The sequence below is a fragment of the Streptomyces sp. NPDC127114 genome (genome assembly GCF_042677525.1).
In the GTDB taxonomy this organism is placed as follows: domain Bacteria; phylum Actinomycetota; class Actinomycetes; order Streptomycetales; family Streptomycetaceae; genus Streptomyces.
Window position 1 is genome coordinate 41219 of record NZ_JBHXTJ010000030.1, and the last position, 20323, is coordinate 61541.

Sequence of the window (20323 nt, forward strand, 5' to 3'; positions counted from 1 at the left end):
TGGTCTTGTCGTGCCTCGCGCTGTGGTGCCCGGTGCCCGGTGGCCGGCGTTGTCGTGCCCGGTGCCCGGTGCCCGGTGCCCGGTGCCTGGTGCCCGGTGCCCGGGCGCCCGGCGGGGCTGCCGTGGCCCGGTGCTGCGGTGGTCCCGTGCCGTCGTGGCGCGGTGCCGCCGCGGTCCGGTGCTCCCGTGCCGCCGCGTCCCGTGCCGCGGTGGCCCGCTGCTGCAGTGGTCCCGTGCTGCCGTGGTCCGGTGCTGTGCCGCCGTGTCCGGTTCGTCGGGGCGCCGGGGGCAGGCGCCGGCCGTTGCGAGGGCCGAGGGTCGAGGGGGAGGGGCAGATGCCGGCGCCTGTGCGGGGGCCGGGGGTGGGCGTCAGCCGTTGCGCGGGGCCGGGAAGGCCGGCGGGCGCTCCTCGCGCAGCGTCTGGCTGCCCGAGGTCGGCTGCGGCGGCATGCTGCGGGCGGGCGGGACCACCGGCATGGTGCGGGTGGCGGCGCCCGGCTCCGCCGGACGCTCCTGCTCCAGGGCGACGCCCGCCTGCGGGGCGCGGCGCGAGCCGTAACGGCGGTGGACCGCCTGCTTGGTGACTCCGAGCGCGGAGCCCACCGCGTCCCAGGAGAACCCGAGCGAGCGGTCGAAGTCCACCGCCGCCGTCACCAGGGTCTCGACGCTGTCCCGCAGCTCCTGGGCGAGCCGTACGGTCGGGGCGGGAGCGCGTCCGTAGACGACGAAGCCCGTCGAAGGAGCGGTGCGGCGCGGACGGTAGACATTGCCCAGCTGGGCCGTGAGCGTGCGCAGTGCGTCCACCTGCCGCCGGACCCGCTCGATGTCCCGCACGAGCAGGTGCAGACTTGCCCGGGCCTGGGCGTCGTGGGTTGCGTGGTCGGCCATGGATGAGCCTCTCGAACCGGCGTGAAAGGGGCGGGCCGCTGGGGGAAGGGCGACCCGATTCGGTCAATCTCCTTTGACCAACGCGCCACCCGGGGTTGGGTCACGCTGCGGGGGCGTACACGCATATGCGCAGGGCGCTCTTCCTTCCGTACGCCCCCTGACCTGACGGCCCTTAGACTGGTGCGCTGCCTCCCTCCAGCTCTCGGCTTCGTTCGAGCAGGGAGGAAACCCCGTCGCCCCGAGATGCGAGGTTTTCCCGCGTGAAGCTCGTCTTCGCAGGCACCCCCGAGGTCGCCGTACCCGCCCTGGACGCCCTGCTCGCCTCCGGGCGGCACGAGGTGGCCGCCGTCGTCACCCGGCCCGACGCGCCCGCGGGCCGTGGCCGGCGGCTCGTCGCGAGCCCCGTCGCCGAGCGCGCGGAGGAGGCCGGGATCGAGGTCCTCAAGCCGGAGCGGCCGCGCGACGAGGCGTTCCTCGCGCGGCTCCGCGAGATCGCGCCCGACTGCTGCCCGGTCGTCGCGTACGGCGCGCTGCTGCCCCGGGTCGCGCTGGACATCCCGGCCCACGGCTGGGTCAACCTGCACTTCTCGCTGCTGCCCGCGTGGCGAGGCGCCGCGCCGGTGCAGCACGCGCTGATGGCGGGGGACCAGGTGACGGGCGCGTCCACCTTCCAGATCGAGGAGGGCCTGGACTCCGGCCCGGTGTACGGCGTCGTCACCGAGGACGTGCGGCCCACCGACACCAGCGGTGACCTGCTCACCCGGCTGGCCTTCGCCGGTGCGGGACTGCTCGCCGCGACGATGGACGGCATCGAGGACGGCACCCTGAAGGCGGTGCCGCAGCCCGCCGAGGGCATCACGCTCGCCCCGAAGATCCAGGTCGAGGACGCCCACGTCGACTTCGCCGCCCCCGCGCTCCGGGTCGACCGGGTCGTCCGCGGCTGCACCCCGGCGCCCGGCGCCTGGACCCTCTTCCGCGGCGAACGCCTCAAGCTCATCCAGGTCGCCCTCGTGCCCGACCGCACGGACCTGGCCCCCGGCGAGCTCGCCGTCGGCAAGAACAACGTGTACGCCGGCACCGGCTCGCACGCGGTGGAACTGCTCTGGGTCCAGCCCCAGGGCAAGAAGCCGATGAAGGCGGCGGACTGGGCCCGCGGCGTGCGGATCGCCCCGGGAGAGCGCGTCGGCGCCTGACGGTGCTGCTCCCGATACCCGAAGGGTCCTGGTGGGACTGGACGGTCCTCGGCCACGACGGCGGCCGGCTGACGCTGGCCGCCGGCCACGACCTCACGTACCACCACGGACTCGAGGTCGTTCTCACCGACCCGCTCTACGTCCGGTGTCCGATGTCCTTCTCGGACCCGGAGTTCCGCCTCCCGACGCCCGAGGAGCGTGCGGAGGTGGCCCGCGCCGTCGGCGAGGAGCCGACGGTGCTCCTCGCCTTCGAGGCGGACGGCGGGGGCACGGAGTCCGTCTCCTGTCTGATCGCCGCCGAGTCCTGGGCCGTCCGGCAGGGGTACTTCCCTCACCGGTAGGGCCGGGGACCCGGGCCCTCGCCGGCAGCCCGCCCGGCCCGCTCCGTCCGCCCCCGGGCGTTACGCTGAGTGGTGCCGGACCTGCGCGTCCGGCGGACCCTTCATCGATCCATCCTCACGCGGAGCACCTTTGAGCGAGCAGGCACGTCGCCGCACCCCCACGTCCTCCAAGGCCCCCCGGCCGCACCGGCGGCCCAAGAAGGATCCCGTGCGGATCCTCGCCTTCGAGGTGCTTCGGGCCGTGGACGAGCGGGACGCGTACGCGAACCTCGTGCTGCCGCCGCTGCTGAAGAAGGCACGGGAGAAGAACGAGGGCTTCGACGGGCGGGACGCGGCGCTGGCCACCGAGCTGGTGTACGGGACGCTGCGGCGGCAGGGCACGTACGACGCGATCATCGCGGCCTGTGTCGACCGGCCGCTGCGCGAGGTCGACCCGCCGGTCCTCGACGTGCTGTCGCTCGGCGCGCACCAGCTGCTCGGGACCCGGATCCCGAGCCACGCCGCCGTGTCCGCGACCGTCGAGCTGGCCCGCGTGGTGCTCGGCGACGGGCGGGCCAAGTTCGTGAACGCCGTCCTGCGCAAGATCGCGCAGGACGACTTCGACACCTGGGTGGCCCGGGTCGCGCCGCCGTACGAGGAGGACGCCGAGGACCACCTCGCCGTCGTCCACTCGCACCCGCGCTGGGTCGTGTCCGCGCTCTGGGACGCCCTCGGCGGCGGCCGTGCCGGCATCGAGAGCCTGCTGGAGGCCGACAACGAGCGGCCCGAGGTCACCCTGGTCGCCCGGCCCGGCCGGGCGACCACCGAGGAGCTGGCCGCCGCGACGGAGACCGAGCCCGGGCGCTGGTCGCCGTACGCGCTGCGGCTCTCCGAGGGCGGTGAGCCCGGCGCGATCGAGGCCGTGCGCGAGGGCCGGGCCGGCGTCCAGGACGAGGGCAGCCAGCTCGTCGCGATCGCCCTCGCCAACGCGCCCCTCGACGGCCCCGACGCCCGCTGGCTCGACGGCTGCGCGGGCCCCGGCGGCAAGGCGGCCCTGCTCGGCGCCCTGGCCGCGGAGCGCGGCGCCGCCCTGCTGGCCTCCGAGAAGCAGCCGCACCGCGCCCGCCTGGTCGAGCGCGCGCTGGCCGGCAACCCCGGCCCGTACCAGGTCATCGCCGCCGACGGCACCCGTCCGCCGTGGGGCGAGGGCTCCTTCGACCGGGTCCTGATGGACGTGCCCTGCTCCGGGCTCGGCGCGCTGCGCCGCCGCCCCGAGGCCCGCTGGCGCCGCCGCCCCTCCGACCTCGACGGCTTCGCCCCGCTCCAGCGCGGGCTGCTCACCGAGGCGCTGCGGGCCGTGCGGGTCGGGGGAGTGGTGGGGTACGCGACCTGCTCGCCGCACCTCGCCGAGACGCGGGTCGTCGTGGACGACGTCCTGAAGAAGGTCGGCGGCGCCGAGCTCGTCGACGCCCGCCCGCTGTTCCCCGGCGTCCCGGACCTCGGCGACGGCCCCGACGTCCAGCTGTGGCCGCACCTGCACGGCACGGACGCGATGTACCTGGCGCTCATCCGCCGCACGGCCTGAGCGCCGTACGCATCCCCGCGGGTCTGAGGGGTTGAGGGCTGCGTCCGTCCGCGGTGCCCCAACATGAGTAGCGGTACTCATGATTTCTGCGTTGCGTGTGCGATGAACTGTTCCCGGCTGAAGATCCACATGGGTGAAACGGGGGCTGTGCGTGGCGTGGGACGAGTGGGAACAGATCAAAGCGGAGAGGGCCGGTGGCCCGCCCGCGGCGATGCAGCTCAACCAGGTCCCGGTCGAGCCCGACGCCGGGCCGAGCGCCGTGACGCGCGGCCTGAAGTCCAGTCAGAAGGCGTGGACCACGGCCGGCGAAGGAGTGGGCTCCGTTCGCGGGAGCATCGGTACCGCGCTGACCAAACTGGACGAGGGACAGGCGGGGCTCGGCGCGACCACGGGCTGTCTGAGCGCGGCCGCGCAGATGGACGTCTACGACTCCTGGAAGAAGTACGCCGAGAACGTCGGCAAGCGGTGCGGCTCGCTCCAGGGCATCCTGCAGCAGGTCGGCCGCGACGTGCTGACCACCGATGACGCGGTGAAGGGCGAGATGGACCGGCTGAACCGCACGTACGCGGACACGGACGCCGTCGGCGGCCAGTCGAAGGGGCGGTGACCGCGGGGATGGACTACGCCACCCTCAAGGCCTTCAAGCCCACCGGGTTCGAGGGCGCCGCCGACGGATACCGGGCCCTGGGCAACACGGCCCAGGAGGCCAAGAACCACATCGAGAACACCGTCGCCACCGGCATGCGCAAGTCGTTGTCGGGCGAGTCGGCGGACGCGGCGCAGAAGCAACTCCAGGCGCTGGCGAAGAACCTGCACTACACCGTCACCGAATGCCATGTGATCAGCACGGCCCTCAACGGTTTCGCCCACGACATGGCGGCCGCCAAGCGGAGGCTCGACGCGGCGGTCGCGGACGCCCAGGCGGACGGCTGCACGGTGAACGGGAACGGCTCGGTGAGCTACCCGGCGGGCCGGAAGCCGGGAGGGGAGAAGGACACCGAGGGCGGCACCGTGACCGGCAGCGCCGGCGGCGACGCGACCTCCGACGCCCTGGAGCGTCAGGCGGCGAACATCCACCCGAACCCGAACTACGGCAAGGCGATGGGGTACGCGGACCGGATCGCCGACGCGCTCAAGGAAGCCACGGACGCCGACACGAAGTGGGAGCCGAAGATACGGGCCCTCAAGGCCGATGACGACCTGACCGTGTCGGACCGGGACTGGACGGACGTCACCTCGGACACGGGAGGCGTACGCGACGCGGCCGACGCCTACCTCGACTCGATCAAGCCGCCGCCCAAGAACGACTTCGCCTACGACAACGCCGACTGGTGGAATGCTCTCACCGACGAGCAGCGCGAGGCCTACGTCGCCATGCACCCCGCGAGCATCGGAAGCCTCGACGGCCTCCCGTCGGCCGTGCGCGACGAGGCGAACCGCACGGTGCTCGCGGAACAACGGGCCGCCAAGCAGCTGGAGTACGACGCCTGGCTCAAGAAGGAGCCCGAGCACTACCGGCCGTACATCAGCCCCGTCACGGGACGCGAGGTCAAGGGCGCGATGGTCCCGACGGACGAGTGGAAGGAGTGGGAGGAGAAGAGGAAGCAGCTGGCGAACGGCTACAAGGGCATGGACGACATCCAGTCCCGCTTCGACAGCTACACGAGCGAGAGCACCCGCCCCTACCTGCTCGGGTTCGACGGCAACGACATGGGCCGCGCCATCGTCTCCATCGGCAATCCGGACACCGCCGACAACGTGGTGACGTACGTGCCGGGGACGTTCGCCAAGCTCGAGTCGATCGACGGGGACCTCACCAGGGCGCAGCTTCTCCAGGCGGAAGCGGAGCGCCAGGACGGCGCGCACTCGACGGCCTCGATCGTGTGGCTCGGCTACGACGCCCCGCAGGGCATCATGACCGATGCCACGGAGACCAAGTGGGCCGACGACGCGATGTATCCGCTCGGCGACTTCCTCACCGGCATCGAGGTCGCCAACCATCGCGAGAACGGCGTCAACCAGACGCTCATGGGCCACAGCTACGGCTCCCTGGTCGTGGGCCAGACGATGGAGACCCACATCGACCTGCCGGTCGACAACGCGATCATGCTGGGCAGTCCCGGCGTGGGAGTGGACCACGCCAAGGACCTGAACATCCCGCCGGACCGCGTCTTCGCGGCCACGGCCCAGAACGACCTCATCAACCTCGCCCCGCCCGTGGCCAGGGACCCGCTCAGCCCGAAGGCGTACTGGGACACCTTCTTCGACGGCGACGAGATCGTGCACGGCACCGACCCGACCTCGGAGGACTTCGGGGGCCAGGTCTTCGAGGTGCCGAACGGGAAGCTGCCCCTCGTGCACGACTGGGAGATGATGCCCGCGCACTCCCAGTACTGGGACGACAAGCCCCTGGGCACGCTGGGCAAGATCGTGACCGGAGGACGACCGTGAACCCACGCAAGACCATCCCTGCTGCCGCTCTGCTGGCCGTGACGCTCATGGTGGCCGCGTGCGGGGCGCAGGACGACGGAACGAAGACCGGCGGAAACGCACCGAAGCAGGTAATGATGAACGAGCAGCAGGCGATCGACCGGGCAGAGGAGATCATCGGGCAGGCGGTCGACGGGATGTCACCCCGGCCGACCCTGGAGCGCATGGGGCCGGCGCCCGTCGGTCCCTGCCTGGCCCATGACGACCACCGCCCGGACGACCGCGTGCAGGTCACGCTCATCTACAAGCTGACCGGGGTTCCGGGGACCCAGGCGCAGCACCTCGTGCGCCAGGCACGGGACGCGTGGCTGAAGCACGGCCACCTGAACACGTCGGGCGAGGAGGGCTGGGAGAGCGACTACCCGTCGGTCTACATGCGCACGAAGACCGACGACTTCTGGATGAACGCCGTGACCGGCGTCCTGGATCGCTCCAAGAAGGAGGGCATCGCCTCCCTCAAGGTCACCTCCCCCTGCTTCCTCCCGCCCGGCAAGGCCTCCTCCGCCGATCCCGCCGCGTTCGAGCCCCAGGACGACGACGACCCCGCCGCGCGCCGGGCCCTCGGCCACTCCAGCCGGATCTACGACGCGCTGCGGGTGGGATCGGCGCCCGCGCAGCCGGGGGAAGGCCTCAGCAGGGTCCCGGGCGAGTCTGGAACCGGGGTGCACCACACCTGGTCCACCCCGGTGCTGTCGGAGGAGGAGCGGGTGCGGGTGGTGGAGCGCGCGGGGGCGTACTTCCGGGGCGCGGGATGGCGCGTACGCCCCATGCCGACGGCCGAGGGCGACCCGGGTGTCGTCGCCGGCCACCGCGAGGAGCACACGGTCGCGCAGGTGGTGGTCTCGGCCACCGGAGCGGTGCGGGTCGCGGTCACGACGCCCGTCGACGGCTCGGAGTCCGTGGACGTCTGACAGCCGTTCCGCCGGCCCCTGCCCGGCGGAAACTGCTGGTCTGTACCATTACGTCCCTCACCTGACGCGGCCCTCGCACGATCCACACCGCTTCGCGGCAAAGAAGTCCTCAAGAACATGGCAGGCTTGGCACATGGCGCAGATCAATCCCAGCATCCTGTCCGCGGACTTCGCCCGGCTCGCCGAGGAGGCGAAGGCGGTCGACGGCGCCGACTGGCTGCACGTCGACGTGATGGACAACCACTTCGTGCCCAACCTGACGCTGGGCGTGCCGATCGTCGAGTCGCTCAGCCGGGCCACGGACACCCCGCTCGACTGCCACCTGATGATCGAGGACCCGGACCGCTGGGCCCCGCAGTACGTGGAGGCCGGCGCCGGCTCCGTCACCTTCCACGTGGAGGCGGCGGCCGCGCCCGTGCGCCTCGCCCGGGAGATCCGCGCCAAGGGTGCCCGCGCGTCCATGGCGCTCAAGCCGGCCACGCCCATCGAGCCCTTCGAGGACCTGCTGCCGGAGCTCGACATGCTCCTGATCATGACCGTCGAGCCCGGCTTCGGCGGCCAGGCCTTCCTCGACATCATGCTGCCGAAGATCCGCCGCACCCGTGAGCTGATCTCCAAGCACGGCCTTGAGCTCTGGCTCCAGGTCGACGGCGGCGTCTCCGAGTCCACCATCGAGCGGTGCGCCGAGGCCGGCGCCGACGTCTTCGTGGCCGGTTCCGCCGTCTACGGCGCCGCAGACCCGGCCGACGCCGTCCGCTCCCTGCGGGCCAGGGCCGAGTCCGCGACCGCCTCGGCGGCGTGGGCATGTGGCCACTGAGCCTCCGCTGACCCACCGGTACGTGAACGCGGTCCGTCGGGCCGCCGACACGGCCGCTCAGGACCTCCGGATCTGACAGGATGAACGGTGAGTCCAGAGTGTGAACGCAAGCTTGAACAGCAGCACCAGAAGCGGCGACCGCGGCGCAGCAACGAAGCGCGCCGGGGGCACGCGAGCAGCCGTACGTGAACAGCAGTGAGGAGATCGCGGTGGCGGGTATGTCGGCGGGACGGTCGGCCCTGCGCATGGGACCCGCGGAACTCGTGCAGGCGGCGGCCATGGCGCGCCGCTTCTACCTCGAGGGCAAGTCCAAGATCCAGATCGCCGAGGAGTTCGGCGTGAGCCGCTTCAAGGTGGCCCGGGTCCTGGAGACCGCCCTGGAGCGCGACCTCGTGCGCATCGAGATCCGCGTGCCGGCCGAACTGGATGCCGAGCGCTCCGACGCCCTGCGCGCCCGCTACGGGCTGCGCCACGCCGTGGTCGTCGAGTCGCCGGCCGAGGGCGAGGACGAGTCGCCCGACCCGGAGAACCTCGGCGAGGTCGCCGCCGACCTGCTCGGCGAGCTGGTCGCCGAGGGCGACGTCCTCGGCCTCGCCTGGGGTCGCTCCACCATCCACATGGCCGCCGCCCTCGACCGGCTCCCGCCCTGCACCGTCGTCCAGCTCACCGGCGTGTACGACGCGGGCACGGCCGAGCGCGGCTCGGTGGAGGCGGTCCGGCGCGCCGCCCAGGTCTCCGGCGGCGAGGCCCACCCCATCTACGCGCCGATGCTCCTTCCCGACGCGGCGACCGCCAACGCCCTGCGCAGCCAGACCGGCATCGCCCGGGCCTTCGAGTACTTCGACAAGGTCACCGTCGCCTGCGTCTCCATCGGCTCCTGGGAGCCGGGCATCTCGACCGTCCACGACATGCTCTCCGACGCCGAGCGCGCCCACTACGCCTCGCTCGGCGTCGCCGCCGAGATGTCCGCGCACCTCTTCGACGCGGAGGGCCGCCGGGTCGGCCGGGACCTCGGCGAGCGCTGCATCACCGTCGAGGCGGACCGGCTGCGCCGTATCCCCGAGGTCGTCGCCATCGCGGGCGGCCAGCGCAAGGCGGCGGCGATCGGCGCGGTCCTCCGCTCCGGTCTCGTCACCAGCCTGGTGACCGACCGGTCCGCGGCCGACTACCTGCTCACCGAGTTCAGCCCGGGCCCGCGCCCCGCGCTCGACCGCGCGGACCCCGACGGCATCTGACGGCGCCGCCGGGCCGACCCCGCCGGGCGGCCCTGACGGCGTCGCCCGGAGCCCTGCCCCGTCGCCCGGGGCCCGGCCTCCGTCGCCCGGAGCCCTACCCCTGTCGCCCGGGGTCCGGCCTCGCCGGACCCTGAACGCGCCCACCGGCCGACCGGTGGGCGCGCCCCTGCGCCGGGCCGGGCCCCGGCGATGGCAGCATCGGGCCCATGATCCTGCGAAGCGCCCGGCTCGGGCTCGCCGTCCTGGCCGGGCTCGCGCTGCTCCTCACGGGACTCACCGGACTCACGGGCTGCTCCCGCGACGGTGCGGGCGCGGGCGCGAGGGACACCGCCCCCTCCCGTAGCACCGCCCCCTCCCGTACCGCGACCGTCGCCCCGGCACCCACCCCCACCTCCGCCTCCGGCCTCCCCACCGTCCGCGAGGCGGAGCTGCCCCGCGAGGCCCGGCGGACCCTCGCCCTCATCAGGAGCGGCGGACCCTTCCCGTACGCCAGGGACGGCGCCGTGTTCTCGAACTTCGAACGCGTCCTGCCCCGGCGCGGGCGCGGCTACTACCACGAGTACACGGTCAGGACCCCGGGCGAGCGCGACCGCGGCGCCCGGCGCATCGTCACCGGGCAGCGCGGGGAGACGTACTACACGGACGACCACTACCAGAGCTTCCGGGAGGTGGTCACCGATGAGGATCGATGACGCCGTCGTCCTCGACCTGCACGGGGTGACCGACAAGACGGCCTTCATCAACCGCTGTGTGCGGACCCTGCCGCTGCCGGTCTGGTTCGGCCGCAACTGGGACGCGCTCGCCGACTGCCTCGCCGATATGCGCGAACCCATGGCGATCGTGGTGACCCACTGGCAGGCTTATGCCGAGGCCGAGCCCGACGAGTGGTCCATCGCCCAGGAGGTGTTCTCCGCGGCGGCCCGGGCCAGCGCCGCCGGCCTCGTGGTCCTCCTCTCGCTCGGCGGCGACCCCGCCGACTTGGAGGATCGGACAGGCGCCACCGCACCAGGCTCGGACGATTCGCCCGCACCGCCCGCGCCCCCCGGCGTGGGACAATGAACTACGTGCTTTTTCCCCTGGCTGAAATGCCTAGGGGCCGATCCGAACGACTGGGATGTCAGCACGTGCGTTTCCTCAATGACGTCAAGCCGCCGTACGACCTCACGTACGACGATGTGTTCATGGTGCCGAGCCGCTCGGCCGTCGGTTCCCGCCAGGGCGTGGACCTCTCCTCGCCGGACGGAACCGGTACGACGATCCCGCTGGTCGTGGCCAACATGACCGCCATCGCCGGCCGCCGCATGGCCGAGACCGTCGCCCGCCGCGGCGGCCTGGTCGTCATCCCGCAGGACATCCCGATCGACGTCGTCACGGACGTCATCGGCTGGGTCAAGTCCCGCCACCTGGTCCTCGACACCCCGATCGTCCTGGAGCCGCACCAGACCGTCGCCGACGCGCTCTCGCTGCTGCCGAAGCGTGCGCACGAGGCCGGAGTCGTCGTCGACGAGGACCGCCGCCCGGTCGGTGTCGTCACCGACGCCGACCTCTCCGGCGTGGACCGCTTCACCCAGCTGTCCGAGGTCATGTCCAAGGACCTGCTGCTCCTCGACGCCGACATCGAGCCGCGCGAGGCCTTCCACACCCTCGACGGCGCCAACCGCCGCTACGCCCCGGCCGTCGACGCCGACGGCAAGCTGGTCGGCATCCTCACCCGCCGCGGCGCCCTGCGCGCGACCCTCTACACCCCGGCCGTCGACGCGAACGGCAGGCTGCGCATCGCGGCCGCCGTCGGCATCAACGGCGACTTCGTCGGCAAGGCCAAGCAGCTCCTCGACGCGGGCGTGGACACGCTCGTCATCGACACCGCGCACGGCCACCAGGAGTCGATGATCAACGCGATCAAGGCCGTGCGCGCCCTCGACCCGCAGGTCCCGATCGTCGCCGGCAACATCGTCGCCGCCGAGGGCGTCAAGGACCTCATCGAGGCCGGCGCGGACATCATCAAGGTCGGTGTGGGCCCCGGCGCCATGTGCACCACCCGCATGATGACCGGTGTGGGGCGCCCGCAGTTCTCCGCCGTCCTGGAGTGCGCCGCCGAGGCGAAGAAGTACGGCAAGCACGTGTGGGCCGACGGCGGTGTCCGTCACCCGCGCGACGTCGCCATGGCGCTCGCCGCCGGCGCGTCCAACGTCATGATCGGCTCCTGGTTCGCCGGTACGTACGAGTCCCCGGGCGACCTCCAGCACGACGCCCAGGGCCGCGCCTACAAGGAGTCCTTCGGCATGGCCTCCGCCCGTGCCGTGAAGAACCGCACCAGCGACGAGTCCGCCTACGACCGTGCCCGCAAGGCGCTGTTCGAGGAGGGCATCTCCACCTCGCGGATGTTCCTCGACCCGCAGCGTCCGGGCGTCGAGGACCTGATCGACTCGATCATCGCCGGTGTCCGCTCCTCCTGCACCTACGCCGGTGCGAGCAACCTCGCCGAGTTCGAGGAGCGCGCCGTCGTCGGCATCCAGTCCGCCGCCGGTTACGCGGAGGGCAAGCCGCTGCACGCCAGCTGGAGCTGAGCCACCCCGCTCCGACGCCGCGGGCCCCCGGGAAATCCCTCCCGGGGGCCCGCGGCGTTCCCGTACGGTCGGCGCATGGACCGCACGGAGATCACGCCCTGCCGCGCCGCGGACGTCGCGCTGCTCGACCGTCATCTGCCGGCCCCCGGCGCCCCCACCCGCCACGCCGACCGGTTCGCCCGCCAGGAGGCCGGGCTCGGCACCTACCTGATCGCCTGGCGGAACGGGCTGCCGGCCGGTCACGGGCAGGTTCGCTGGGACGGCTGCGCGGCGCCCGAGGTACGGGCCGCGGCCGGCGACTGCCCGGAGTTCAACGGCCTGGACGTACGGGAGGGCCTGCGCGGGCAGGGCATCGGCACCGCCCTGATCCGCGCGGCCGAGGAGCTGGCGCGCGAGCGCGGCAGTGCGCGCCTGGGCCTCGGCGTCGGCCACGACAACCCCCGCGCGGCCGCGCTGTACGCCCGGCTCGGCTACGCCCCCGTGACGACGTACACCGACCGTTACGCGTACACGGACGAGGACGGCGTCCGGCACGAGTGCGCCGACACCTGCACCTTCCTCGTCCGACGGCTGGACTGACCGCGGCCGGTCACCGCAGGGCCACCGTCTGACGCCCGTCACTCGTCCTCGTGCGGCCGGCGACGGCCGCCCGAGGACACGCGAGACACCCCCCAGGGCTGCCTAGACCCCTTCCCGGGGCTCTCGCGCCGGCCCGCTTCCCGCGGCTTCCGGCGTGCCCGTGGGGCGCGGCGGCGGTACGAAGCCCGCGTCGCGCAGCGCGCGTGCCACCGCCGTGCCCAGCAGGGCGTGTCCCGCGTCGTCGGGGTGCAGGCCGTCGGCGAGGTGGGCCGGGCCGAGGAGGTCGCGGCCCGGGAGGACGGCGAGCCGGCGGTCGCCGGCCAGAGCTCGGTCCCGCCCGGCCCGCTCCATGGCCGCGCGCAGCTCCGCCAGCGTCGCGCCCGTCGGGTTGGGCGTCGCCTCCGCCGCCGGCCGCAGCACGGGGGACACGAGCAGCAGCGGGGTCTCGGGATGCCCGCGCCGCACGAGCTCCAGGAACGCCCGCGTGGTCTCGTACATCAGGGAGGCCGAGAACGGCACCGTCCCCCAGCAGTTGGTGCCGAAGGCGAGCGTGATCAGTTCGCCCGGGAGGCGGGCGAGCTGCTCGGCGAGCGGGAGCTCACCGCGCGCGCCGCCCGCGTAGCCGAGGTTGACCGGGTCGAGACCGAGCAGCCGGCCGGCCGTCGCGGGCCACGCGCGGGCGGGCCGGGTGGCCCACCAGCCCTCGGTGATCGAGTCGCCGTGGACCAGCCAGCGGGGGCGGCGCGGGGCGGGGGACAGGGCGCCGCCGACCGCGCGCAGACCGAGCACGACCGGCGCCTGGGCTTCGGGCAGATGGACGGTGAACTCGCCGCCGCCGGGCGGGAGTCCGATCCGTACGGACCCCTCCTCGGCCGGCCGGGCGAACACCTCCGCGACACAGTCCGTGCCCTGCCAGAGCGCGAAGCCGTGCCGCAGCGCCCGGAGCGCGTCACCGGCGACCGGCAGGGCCGCGCGGTACCGCAGCAGCACGGCACGGGTCCCCGGCGCCGCCGTGAACTCCACCCGTACGCCGATCGGCAGCGCGGCCCGCTGGGCGATGTCCCAGGGCAGTCGTCCGAGGTCCGCCGGGTCGGCCCGGACGGGCCGGTCGCCGTCCAGCCACGCCGTACCGCGGAGAAAGGGTTCGGGCTCCAGCCAGCTCACCGAGGACCTCCGTTCGGGCGGGTGCAGCGTGGGTCATGCGCCATGAGGAGTCAATGCCCGTGCGGGGGTCGCCGTGCCCCCGATGTGTCGATTCATGCGGGGGAGCGCAATGTTTCCCCGTCTGTGCCGCAAGCGCGCAATGATCATCCGCAACTGCGCAACAACCCTGCATTACGGATGCGAAGCGACGGGCCTTAGGCTCATGCCTCGTACCAGGAGTGGCGGCGACCGCCTGCTCGGCGGTTCCCCCTTCCCCCGTGGGCTGTCCCGACATGCCCGCGCACCGCCGCGGTCCCCGCTTCGTCTACAGGCAGCGATAAGGAGCCCCCGCAGTGCTGGACCACGGCGCAGCCCCACCGGTCGACGACGCGAACGTGCCGACCGCCCGCAAGACCACCGGGCTCTCCGCCCTCACCCGCCGCAAGCCGGTCGAAGCCCTGGTCGCGGAGGGTGGCCAGGGTGAGGGCGGCTCGCTCCGCCGCTCGCTCTCGATGTGGCAGCTGACCATGATCAGCATCGGTGCGACGCTCGGCACCGGCATCTTCGTGGTGCTCGGCGACGCCGTGCCGAAGGCCGGCCCCGCGGTCACCCTCGCCTTCGTCATCGCCGGCCTCACGGCCCTCTTCTCCGCCCTGTCGTACGCCGAGCTGGCCGGCTCCATACCGGTCGCCGGCTCCTCGTACTCGTACGCGTACGCAACGATGGGTGAACTCGTCGCCTGGGTCTGCGGCTGGTGCCTGGTCCTGGAGTACGGCGTCTCCGTCGCCGCCGTGGCGGTCGGCTGGGGCGAGTACCTCAACGAGCTGCTCGACGGCACCATCGGCGTGACCATCCCCGACGCGCTGTCGTCGGCGCCCGGCGAGGGCGGCATCATCAACCTGCCCGGTCTCATCGTCGTGCTGCTCGCCATGGTGTTCCTGCTCGGCGGCGCCCGCGAGTCCGCCCTGGTCAACACGATCATGGTCGTCGTGAAGATCGCCGCGCTCGCGCTCTTCTGCGCCATCGGCTTCATGGGCTTCAAGTCCGGCAACTACTCCGACTTCATGCCGCTGGGCATGGCGGGCGTCAGCGCCGCCGGAGCGAGCCTGTTCTTCTCCTACATCGGCTTCGACGCCGCCTCCACGGCCGGCGAGGAGGCCAAGAACCCCAAGCGCGACCTGCCGCGGGCGATCATGCTCTCGCTGATCATCGTCACCGCCCTCTACGTCCTCGTCGCCGCGGTCGCCGTCGGCGCCTGGAACTGGAAGGACTTCGAGGGCTCCGAGGCCACCCTGGCCGCGATCATGAACGACGTCAGCGGCCAGACCTTCTGGGGTACCCTGCTCGCCGCCGGCGCCGTCATCTCCATCGCCAGCGTCGTCCTCACCGTGCTCTACGGCCAGACCCGCATCCTCTTCGCCATGTCCCGCGACGGCCTGGTCCCCAAGGCCTTCGGCAAGGTCAACGCCAAGACCGGCACCCCGCGCCTCAACACGGTGATCGTCTCCCTGTTCTGCGCCGCGCTCGCCTCGGTCATCCCGCTGGGCAAGCTCGTCGACGCCACCAGCATCGGCACCCTCTTCGCCTTCGGTCTGGTCAACATCGCGGTCATCGTGCTCCGCTACACCCGCCCCGACATGCCGCGCACCTTCAAGGTGGCGTTCGGGCCGCTGTTCCCGGTCCTCGGCTTCGGCTTCTGCGCGTACAACATGTTCAGCCTCGACGCCGTCACCTGGGTGGTCTTCGGTTGCTGGATGGCCGCGGGACTCGTGTTCTACTTCCTGTACGGCATGCGCCGCTCCCGACTGGCCACGGCACCGGCCCTGGCAGAGGCTCCAGCAGAGAAGTGATCCACCCGTAGTGCGACTCAACGACCTCGACGAACGCATCGTCCACGCCCTCGCGGAAGACGCCCGCCGCAGCTACGCCGACATCGGCTCGCTGGTCGGTCTCTCCGCGCCCGCCGTGAAGCGACGCGTGGACCGGCTCCGCGCCGAGGGTGCCATCACCGGCTTCACCGTACGGGTGGACCCGGCGGCCCTCGGCTGGGAGACGGAGGGGTTCGTCGAGATCTACTGCCGCCACAACACCTCGCCGGAGGACATCCGGCGCGGCCTCGAGCGGTACCCGGAGGTGGTGTCCGCGTCGACCGTGACCGGTGACGCGGACGCCGTCGTCCAGGTCTTCGCCTCCGACATGCGCCACTTCGAGCGCGTCCTGGAGCGGATCGCGGGCGAGCCCTTCGTGGAGCGCACCAAGTCCGTCCTGGTGCTCTCGCCGCTGCTGCGGCGCTTCTCCTCGGGCTCGCCCGCGTAGGAGCGCGTACGGAAGGGACCGCCCACCCCCGTGGGGCGGTCCCTTCGCTCATTCGGTCGGGTACACCGGCTGCCAGGGCAGCACCCGGAAGTCGCCCGTGCCGGCCTCCACCTTCTCGAAGGGGGAGGCGCTCAGGCAGGGCGGCACCTCCGCCTCCGCGTCCCGCCCGATCCAGCTGTAGCCCAGCCGGTCGTGCTTCCCGAGGTCGTGCACCGAGATGCCGACCCGCTTCCCCTTGAGGTGGGGAAGGTCGGTGTCGGTGACGACTCCCGTCACCACGGCGACCTTGCCGCCGGTCGTCAGGCAGTCCACCTCCGCCACCGCGTACCCTCCCCAGTCGCCCTTGTAGTGGCTGTAGCGGAAGGTGCCGGTCGCGGCCTGCGGATCCATGGTGTCCTTCGCCGCCAGATGCGCGTCGAAGCTGAACGTGATGTCGTCGCCGGCCGGGCGGTACAGCTTGGCGCTGCCGGTCAGCGCCGCGGCCTCCCGGTCCGCGCCCTTCCCGTCCCCGGAGGCGGTCGCGGATCCGGCCGCGCCCGCGGTGATCAGCAGGGCGGCGGCCATGGCGGCGATCTTCGTACGGCGGTTCATGTCGTGTCGGTCCTTTCGGCAGGTCAACCGGACGACGACCACTCTTCCGCGCCGGCCGCGCCGGGACATCGCGCCGCGGAACGGTCCCCGCCTCCGCCGCCCGGCGGGGGAGCCGTACGACCCCGGTCGGAGCGGCGCGCAACGAATCGCCGCCGACGCCGACGATCACGCAACGGTTCGACGGTCGGTCCGCAACGGTCTCGCCTTGTCCCGGCCGAGCGCGAAACCGTACCGTTTTTGACGTCTTCCCTTTGAATTTCCCCGGGAAGCCCTCCCTCCCCTCCGCCCCCACGAGGAACGCCCATGCCCGCGCTGCGCGCCGCCCTGCTCCAGAGCTCCGGACAGCTCGGTGACGTGGCCGCCAACCTGAAGCTCCTCGACGAGGCCGCGGCCCGCGCCGCCGCCGCGGGGGCGGGGCTGCTGCTCGCGCCCGAGCTCTTCCTCACCGGCTACGCCATCGGCGCCGACATCGCCCGCCTGGCCGAGCCCGCCGACGGCCCCTCCGCGGACGCGGTCGCCGCGATCGCCGCCCGCCACGGGCTGGCCGTCGGCTACGGCTACCCCGAACGGGACACCGGGCAGCACGGCGTGATCTACAACTCCGCCCAGCTCTTCGGCGCCGACGGCAGCCCGCTCGCGAACTACCGCAAGACCCACCTCTTCGGCGACTTCGAGCTGAAGTGGTTCACGCCCGGCGACCGGAGCGTCGTCCAGGCGGAGCTCGGCGGCCTCACCGTCGGCCTGATGATCTGCTACGACGTCGAGTTCCCCGAGAACGTACGGGCCCAGGCGCTGGCCGGCACGGACCTCCTCCTCGTGCCGACCGCGCTCATGCACCCCGCCGAGATCGTGCCCGACGCCGTCGTCCCCGTGCGCGCCTTCGAGAACCAGCTCTACATCGCGTACGCCAACCGGACCGGACCCGAGGGCGACTTCGAGTTCGTCGGCCGGTCCACCCTCGCCGCCCCCGACGGCACCGCCAGGGCCCGCGCGGGACAGGGCGAGGACCTCGTCTTCGGCGAGGTCGACCCCGACGTCCTGACCGCGTCCCGCGCGCTCAACCCCTACCTCCGCGACCGGCGGCCCGGCCTCTACGGCTCCCTGGCCGACGACCGGACCTGAGCGCCCCTCCGTCCGCCCACCCCCGCTCCACCTTCCTTTTTCGTGCAAGGAGTCCGTACCCCATGACGTCCACGGTGCCCACCGCCGTCCAGCACACCGACGGCCAGCCCCCGATCACCATGTTCGGTCCGGACTTCCCGTACGCCTACGACGACTTCCTGGCCCACCCGGCCGGTCTCGGCCAGATACCCGCGACCGAGCACGGCACCGAGGTCGCGATCATCGGCGGCGGCCTGTCGGGCATCATCGCGGCGTACGAGCTGATGAAGATGGGCCTCAAGCCCGTCGTGTACGAGGCCGACCAGATCGGCGGCCGGCTGCGCACCGTCGGCTTCGAGGGCCCGGAGACCGAGGGCCTGACCGCCGAGATGGGCGCGATGCGCTTCCCGCCCTCCTCCACGGCGCTCCAGCACTACATCGACCTGGTGGGCCTCACCACCCGGCCGTTCCCGAACCCGCTGGCCGAGGCCACGCCCTCGACCGTCGTCGACCTCAAGGGCGAGTCGCACTACGCCGAGACCATCGACGACCTGCCGCAGGTCTACCGCGACGTCGCCGAGGCCTGGAACAAGTGCCTGGACGAGGGCGCCGACTTCTCCGACATGAACCGCGCCATGCGCGAGCGCGACGTGCCGCGGATCCGCGAGATCTGGGCCAAGCTGGTCGAGAAGCTCGACAACCAGACCTTCTACGGCTTCCTCTGCGAGTCGGAGGCCTTCAAGTCCTTCCGGCACCGCGAGATCTTCGGCCAGGTCGGCTTCGGCACCGGCGGCTGGGACACCGACTTCCCGAACTCCATCCTGGAGATCCTGCGGGTCGTCTACACCGAGGCCGACGACCACCACCGCGGCATCGTCGGCGGCTCGCAGCAGCTGCCGCTGCGCCTGTGGGAGCGCGAGCCGCAGAAGATCGTCCACTGGCCGCTCGGCACCTCGCTCGCCTCGCTGCACGAGGGCGAGCCGCGTCCGGCCGTGACGCGCCTGAACCGCACCTCCGGCAACCGGATCACGGTCACCGACGCGTCCGGCGACATCCGCACGTACCAGGCGGCGATCTTCACCGCCCAGTCCTGGATGCTCCTGTCCAAGATCGCCTGTGACGACTCGCTCTTCCCGATCGACCACTGGACGGCGATCGAGCGCACCCACTACATGGAGTCGTCCAAGCTCTTCGTGCCGGTCGACCGGCCGTTCTGGCTGGACAAGGACGAGGAGACCGGGCGTGACGTCATGTCGATGACGCTCACGGACCGGATGACCCGCGGCACGTACCTGCTGGACGACGGCCCGGACAAGCCGGCCGTCATCTGCCTCTCGTACACGTGGTGCGACGACAGCCTGAAGTGGCTGCCGCTGTCCGCGAACGAGCGGATGGAGGTCATGCTCAAGTCGCTCGGCGAGATCTACCCGAAGGTCGACATCCGGAAGCACATCATCGGCAACCCGGTGACGGTCTCCTGGGAGAACGAGCCCTACTTCATGGGCGCCTTCAAGGCCAACCTGCCGGGCCACTACCGCTACCAGCGCCGCCTGTTCACGCACTTCATGCAGGACCGGCTGCCGGAGGACAAGCGGGGCATCTTCCTCGCGGGCGACGACATCTCGTGGACGGCCGGCTGGGCCGAGGGCGCGGTGCAGACGGCGCTCAACGCGGTGTGGGGCGTGATGCACCACTTCGGCGGCGCCACCGACGCCACCAACCCCGGCCCGGGCGACGTGTACGACGAGATCGCCCCGGTCGAGCTGCCGGAGGACTGAGCTCCGTACGCCTCACGGGCCCTGGTCGCACAACCACAGGGCCGTGAGGTCAGGGCCTGGCCAGCGGGGTGAGCAGCATCCGCCCCACCAGGCCCACCGACCGGTCGAGGCGTTCGGTGAACTCCTCGGCAAGGTCGGGCAGCCGCCGCAGCTGCCACAGCGAGCGGGCGGCGAGCCAGGCCCCGTCGCGGGCCCGGTCCAGGCTCCAGCAGCCGAGCAGATGCGTCAGCGGGTCCGCGATCTCCAGGAGGTCCGGGCCCGGCATCAGTTCCTCGCGGATGCGCTCCTCCAGGAGGACCAGCACGTCGCCGACCCGGTCGAACTCGTCCTCCAGGTCCGTGGGCACGCACTCCAGGGTGTGGCAGGTGTCGACGACCGCGAGGGCCAGGTCGTGGCCGATGTGGGCGTTGATCCCGGCGAGCGCGAACTGCAGCGGCCGTACGCCGGGATGCCGCCGGTAGTGGAAGAGCGGCCGCCAGCACGCCGGGGCGGGAGAGCCGGTCGCGACGGCGTCGACGACCGCGAGGTAGCGCTCGGCGAACCGTACGTCGAGGGTGGCCGCCGCCCGCCGGTCGGCGAAGGAGCCGGACTCGATGGCCCGGCCGATCTCCTCGGTGACGGTCAGATAGACCCGGTTGAACACCGCGACCCCGTCGGCGGGGTGCCAGGCCGAGCGGATGGCCCGCATCCGGTCCACCACGGGATCGACGGCCGTGAACGGCCCGAGCTGGATGTCCTGCGTCTGCGCCATGGCTGCAGGGTGGCAGCAGGAGGGCCGGACGGCGGTGTTCCGCCACCCGGCTTCCCCA

General features: G+C 72.5%; 20 protein-coding genes. 16 read left to right on the plus strand and 4 right to left on the minus strand.

Annotated elements, in window-relative coordinates:
- Nucleotides 1-369 precede the first annotated feature (369 nt).
- Entirely contained in the window at nucleotides 370-888 is a 519-nt protein-coding gene (locus ACFVGS_RS26375; RefSeq protein WP_384422442.1) for a hypothetical protein, read from the minus strand.
- Nucleotides 889-1148: 260 nt separating this feature from the next.
- On the opposite strand from ACFVGS_RS26375, the gene fmt reads away from it, so the two are divergent.
- From fmt to ACFVGS_RS26435, 12 genes are all read left to right on the plus strand, one after another.
- Nucleotides 1149-2081 (plus strand): methionyl-tRNA formyltransferase, encoded by a 933-nt coding sequence (gene fmt / locus ACFVGS_RS26380; protein ID WP_384422444.1) that lies wholly within the window; start codon nucleotides 1149-1151, stop codon nucleotides 2079-2081.
- 2 nt (nucleotides 2082-2083) lie between these two features.
- Entirely contained in the window at nucleotides 2084-2422 is a 339-nt protein-coding gene (locus tag ACFVGS_RS26385) for a hypothetical protein (protein WP_385693907.1), read from the plus strand.
- Between the two features lie 130 nt (nucleotides 2423-2552).
- Nucleotides 2553-3986: an RsmB/NOP family class I SAM-dependent RNA methyltransferase gene (locus ACFVGS_RS26390; protein ID WP_384422448.1), complete on the plus strand. Its 1434-nt coding sequence runs from the start codon at nucleotides 2553-2555 to the stop codon at nucleotides 3984-3986.
- 151 nt (nucleotides 3987-4137) lie between these two features.
- Nucleotides 4138-4593 (plus strand): hypothetical protein, encoded by a 456-nt coding sequence (locus tag ACFVGS_RS26395; protein ID WP_385693910.1) that lies wholly within the window; start codon nucleotides 4138-4140, stop codon nucleotides 4591-4593.
- Nucleotides 4594-4601: 8 nt separating this feature from the next.
- Complete coding sequence (locus ACFVGS_RS26400; RefSeq protein ID WP_385693913.1) at nucleotides 4602-6437, plus strand: alpha/beta hydrolase; 1836 nt, start codon at nucleotides 4602-4604, stop codon at nucleotides 6435-6437.
- Nucleotides 6434-7387, plus strand: a complete 954-nt coding sequence (locus ACFVGS_RS26405; protein ID WP_385693916.1) for a hypothetical protein — start codon at nucleotides 6434-6436, stop codon at nucleotides 7385-7387. The genes ACFVGS_RS26400 and ACFVGS_RS26405 overlap by 4 nt, the downstream gene beginning before the upstream one ends.
- Nucleotides 7388-7520: 133 nt before the next feature.
- Nucleotides 7521-8204 (plus strand): ribulose-phosphate 3-epimerase, encoded by a 684-nt coding sequence (rpe, locus tag ACFVGS_RS26410; RefSeq protein WP_384422455.1) that lies wholly within the window; start codon nucleotides 7521-7523, stop codon nucleotides 8202-8204.
- 185 nt (nucleotides 8205-8389) lie between these two features.
- Nucleotides 8390-9439: a sugar-binding transcriptional regulator gene (locus ACFVGS_RS26415; RefSeq protein ID WP_384422457.1), complete on the plus strand. Its 1050-nt coding sequence runs from the start codon at nucleotides 8390-8392 to the stop codon at nucleotides 9437-9439.
- A gap of 206 nt (nucleotides 9440-9645) precedes the next feature.
- Nucleotides 9646-10131, plus strand: a complete 486-nt coding sequence (locus ACFVGS_RS26420) for a ribonuclease domain-containing protein (RefSeq protein ID WP_385693919.1) — start codon at nucleotides 9646-9648, stop codon at nucleotides 10129-10131.
- Nucleotides 10118-10498 (plus strand): barstar family protein, encoded by a 381-nt coding sequence (locus ACFVGS_RS26425; RefSeq protein WP_384422461.1) that lies wholly within the window; start codon nucleotides 10118-10120, stop codon nucleotides 10496-10498. Before ACFVGS_RS26420 ends, ACFVGS_RS26425 begins: the two co-directional genes overlap by 14 nt.
- 65 nt (nucleotides 10499-10563) lie before the next feature.
- Nucleotides 10564-12006, plus strand: coding sequence for a GuaB1 family IMP dehydrogenase-related protein (locus ACFVGS_RS26430; RefSeq protein ID WP_384422463.1), 1443 nt, complete (start codon nucleotides 10564-10566; stop codon nucleotides 12004-12006).
- Nucleotides 12007-12081: 75 nt separating this feature from the next.
- Nucleotides 12082-12585: a GNAT family N-acetyltransferase gene (locus ACFVGS_RS26435; protein WP_385693922.1), complete on the plus strand. Its 504-nt coding sequence runs from the start codon at nucleotides 12082-12084 to the stop codon at nucleotides 12583-12585.
- Nucleotides 12586-12687: 102 nt separating this feature from the next.
- Here the strand turns inward: ACFVGS_RS26435 and ACFVGS_RS26440 are convergent, their stop codons facing one another.
- A complete protein-coding gene (locus tag ACFVGS_RS26440; protein WP_385693925.1) occupies nucleotides 12688-13749 on the minus strand; it encodes a GDSL-type esterase/lipase family protein in 1062 nt (353 codons plus the stop codon).
- 332 nt (nucleotides 13750-14081) lie between these two features.
- Here ACFVGS_RS26440 and ACFVGS_RS26445 point away from each other — a divergent pair, with 332 nt between their 5' ends.
- Both ACFVGS_RS26445 and ACFVGS_RS26450 read left to right on the plus strand, forming a co-directional pair.
- The gene (locus ACFVGS_RS26445; protein WP_385693928.1) at nucleotides 14082-15578 is read left to right on the plus strand and encodes an amino acid permease; all 1497 of its coding nucleotides are present in this window, start codon (nucleotides 14082-14084) and stop codon (nucleotides 15576-15578) included.
- A gap of 10 nt (nucleotides 15579-15588) precedes the next feature.
- Nucleotides 15589-16044 carry an Lrp/AsnC family transcriptional regulator gene (locus ACFVGS_RS26450; RefSeq protein ID WP_030691274.1) on the plus strand — a complete coding sequence of 152 codons (456 nt, stop codon included), beginning with the start codon at nucleotides 15589-15591 and terminating at the stop codon, nucleotides 16042-16044.
- A 48-nt stretch (nucleotides 16045-16092) separates the two neighbouring features.
- Here the strand turns inward: ACFVGS_RS26450 and ACFVGS_RS26455 are convergent, their stop codons facing one another.
- Nucleotides 16093-16635 carry a Repetin gene (locus tag ACFVGS_RS26455; protein WP_385693930.1) on the minus strand — a complete coding sequence of 181 codons (543 nt, stop codon included), beginning with the start codon at nucleotides 16633-16635 and terminating at the stop codon, nucleotides 16093-16095.
- Nucleotides 16636-16938: 303 nt separating this feature from the next.
- Between ACFVGS_RS26455 and ACFVGS_RS26460 the strand changes: the two genes are divergently transcribed.
- A complete protein-coding gene (locus tag ACFVGS_RS26460; RefSeq protein WP_384421072.1) occupies nucleotides 16939-17757 on the plus strand; it encodes a carbon-nitrogen hydrolase family protein in 819 nt (272 codons plus the stop codon).
- A gap of 62 nt (nucleotides 17758-17819) precedes the next feature.
- The gene (locus ACFVGS_RS26465) at nucleotides 17820-19514 is read left to right on the plus strand and encodes a flavin monoamine oxidase family protein (RefSeq protein ID WP_384421070.1); all 1695 of its coding nucleotides are present in this window, start codon (nucleotides 17820-17822) and stop codon (nucleotides 19512-19514) included.
- Nucleotides 19515-19563: 49 nt separating this feature from the next.
- Here ACFVGS_RS26465 and ACFVGS_RS26470 read toward each other — a convergent pair whose 3' ends face one another.
- Nucleotides 19564-20265, minus strand: coding sequence for a DUF5995 family protein (locus ACFVGS_RS26470; protein WP_385693933.1), 702 nt, complete (start codon nucleotides 20263-20265; stop codon nucleotides 19564-19566).
- Nucleotides 20266-20323 lie beyond the last annotated feature (58 nt).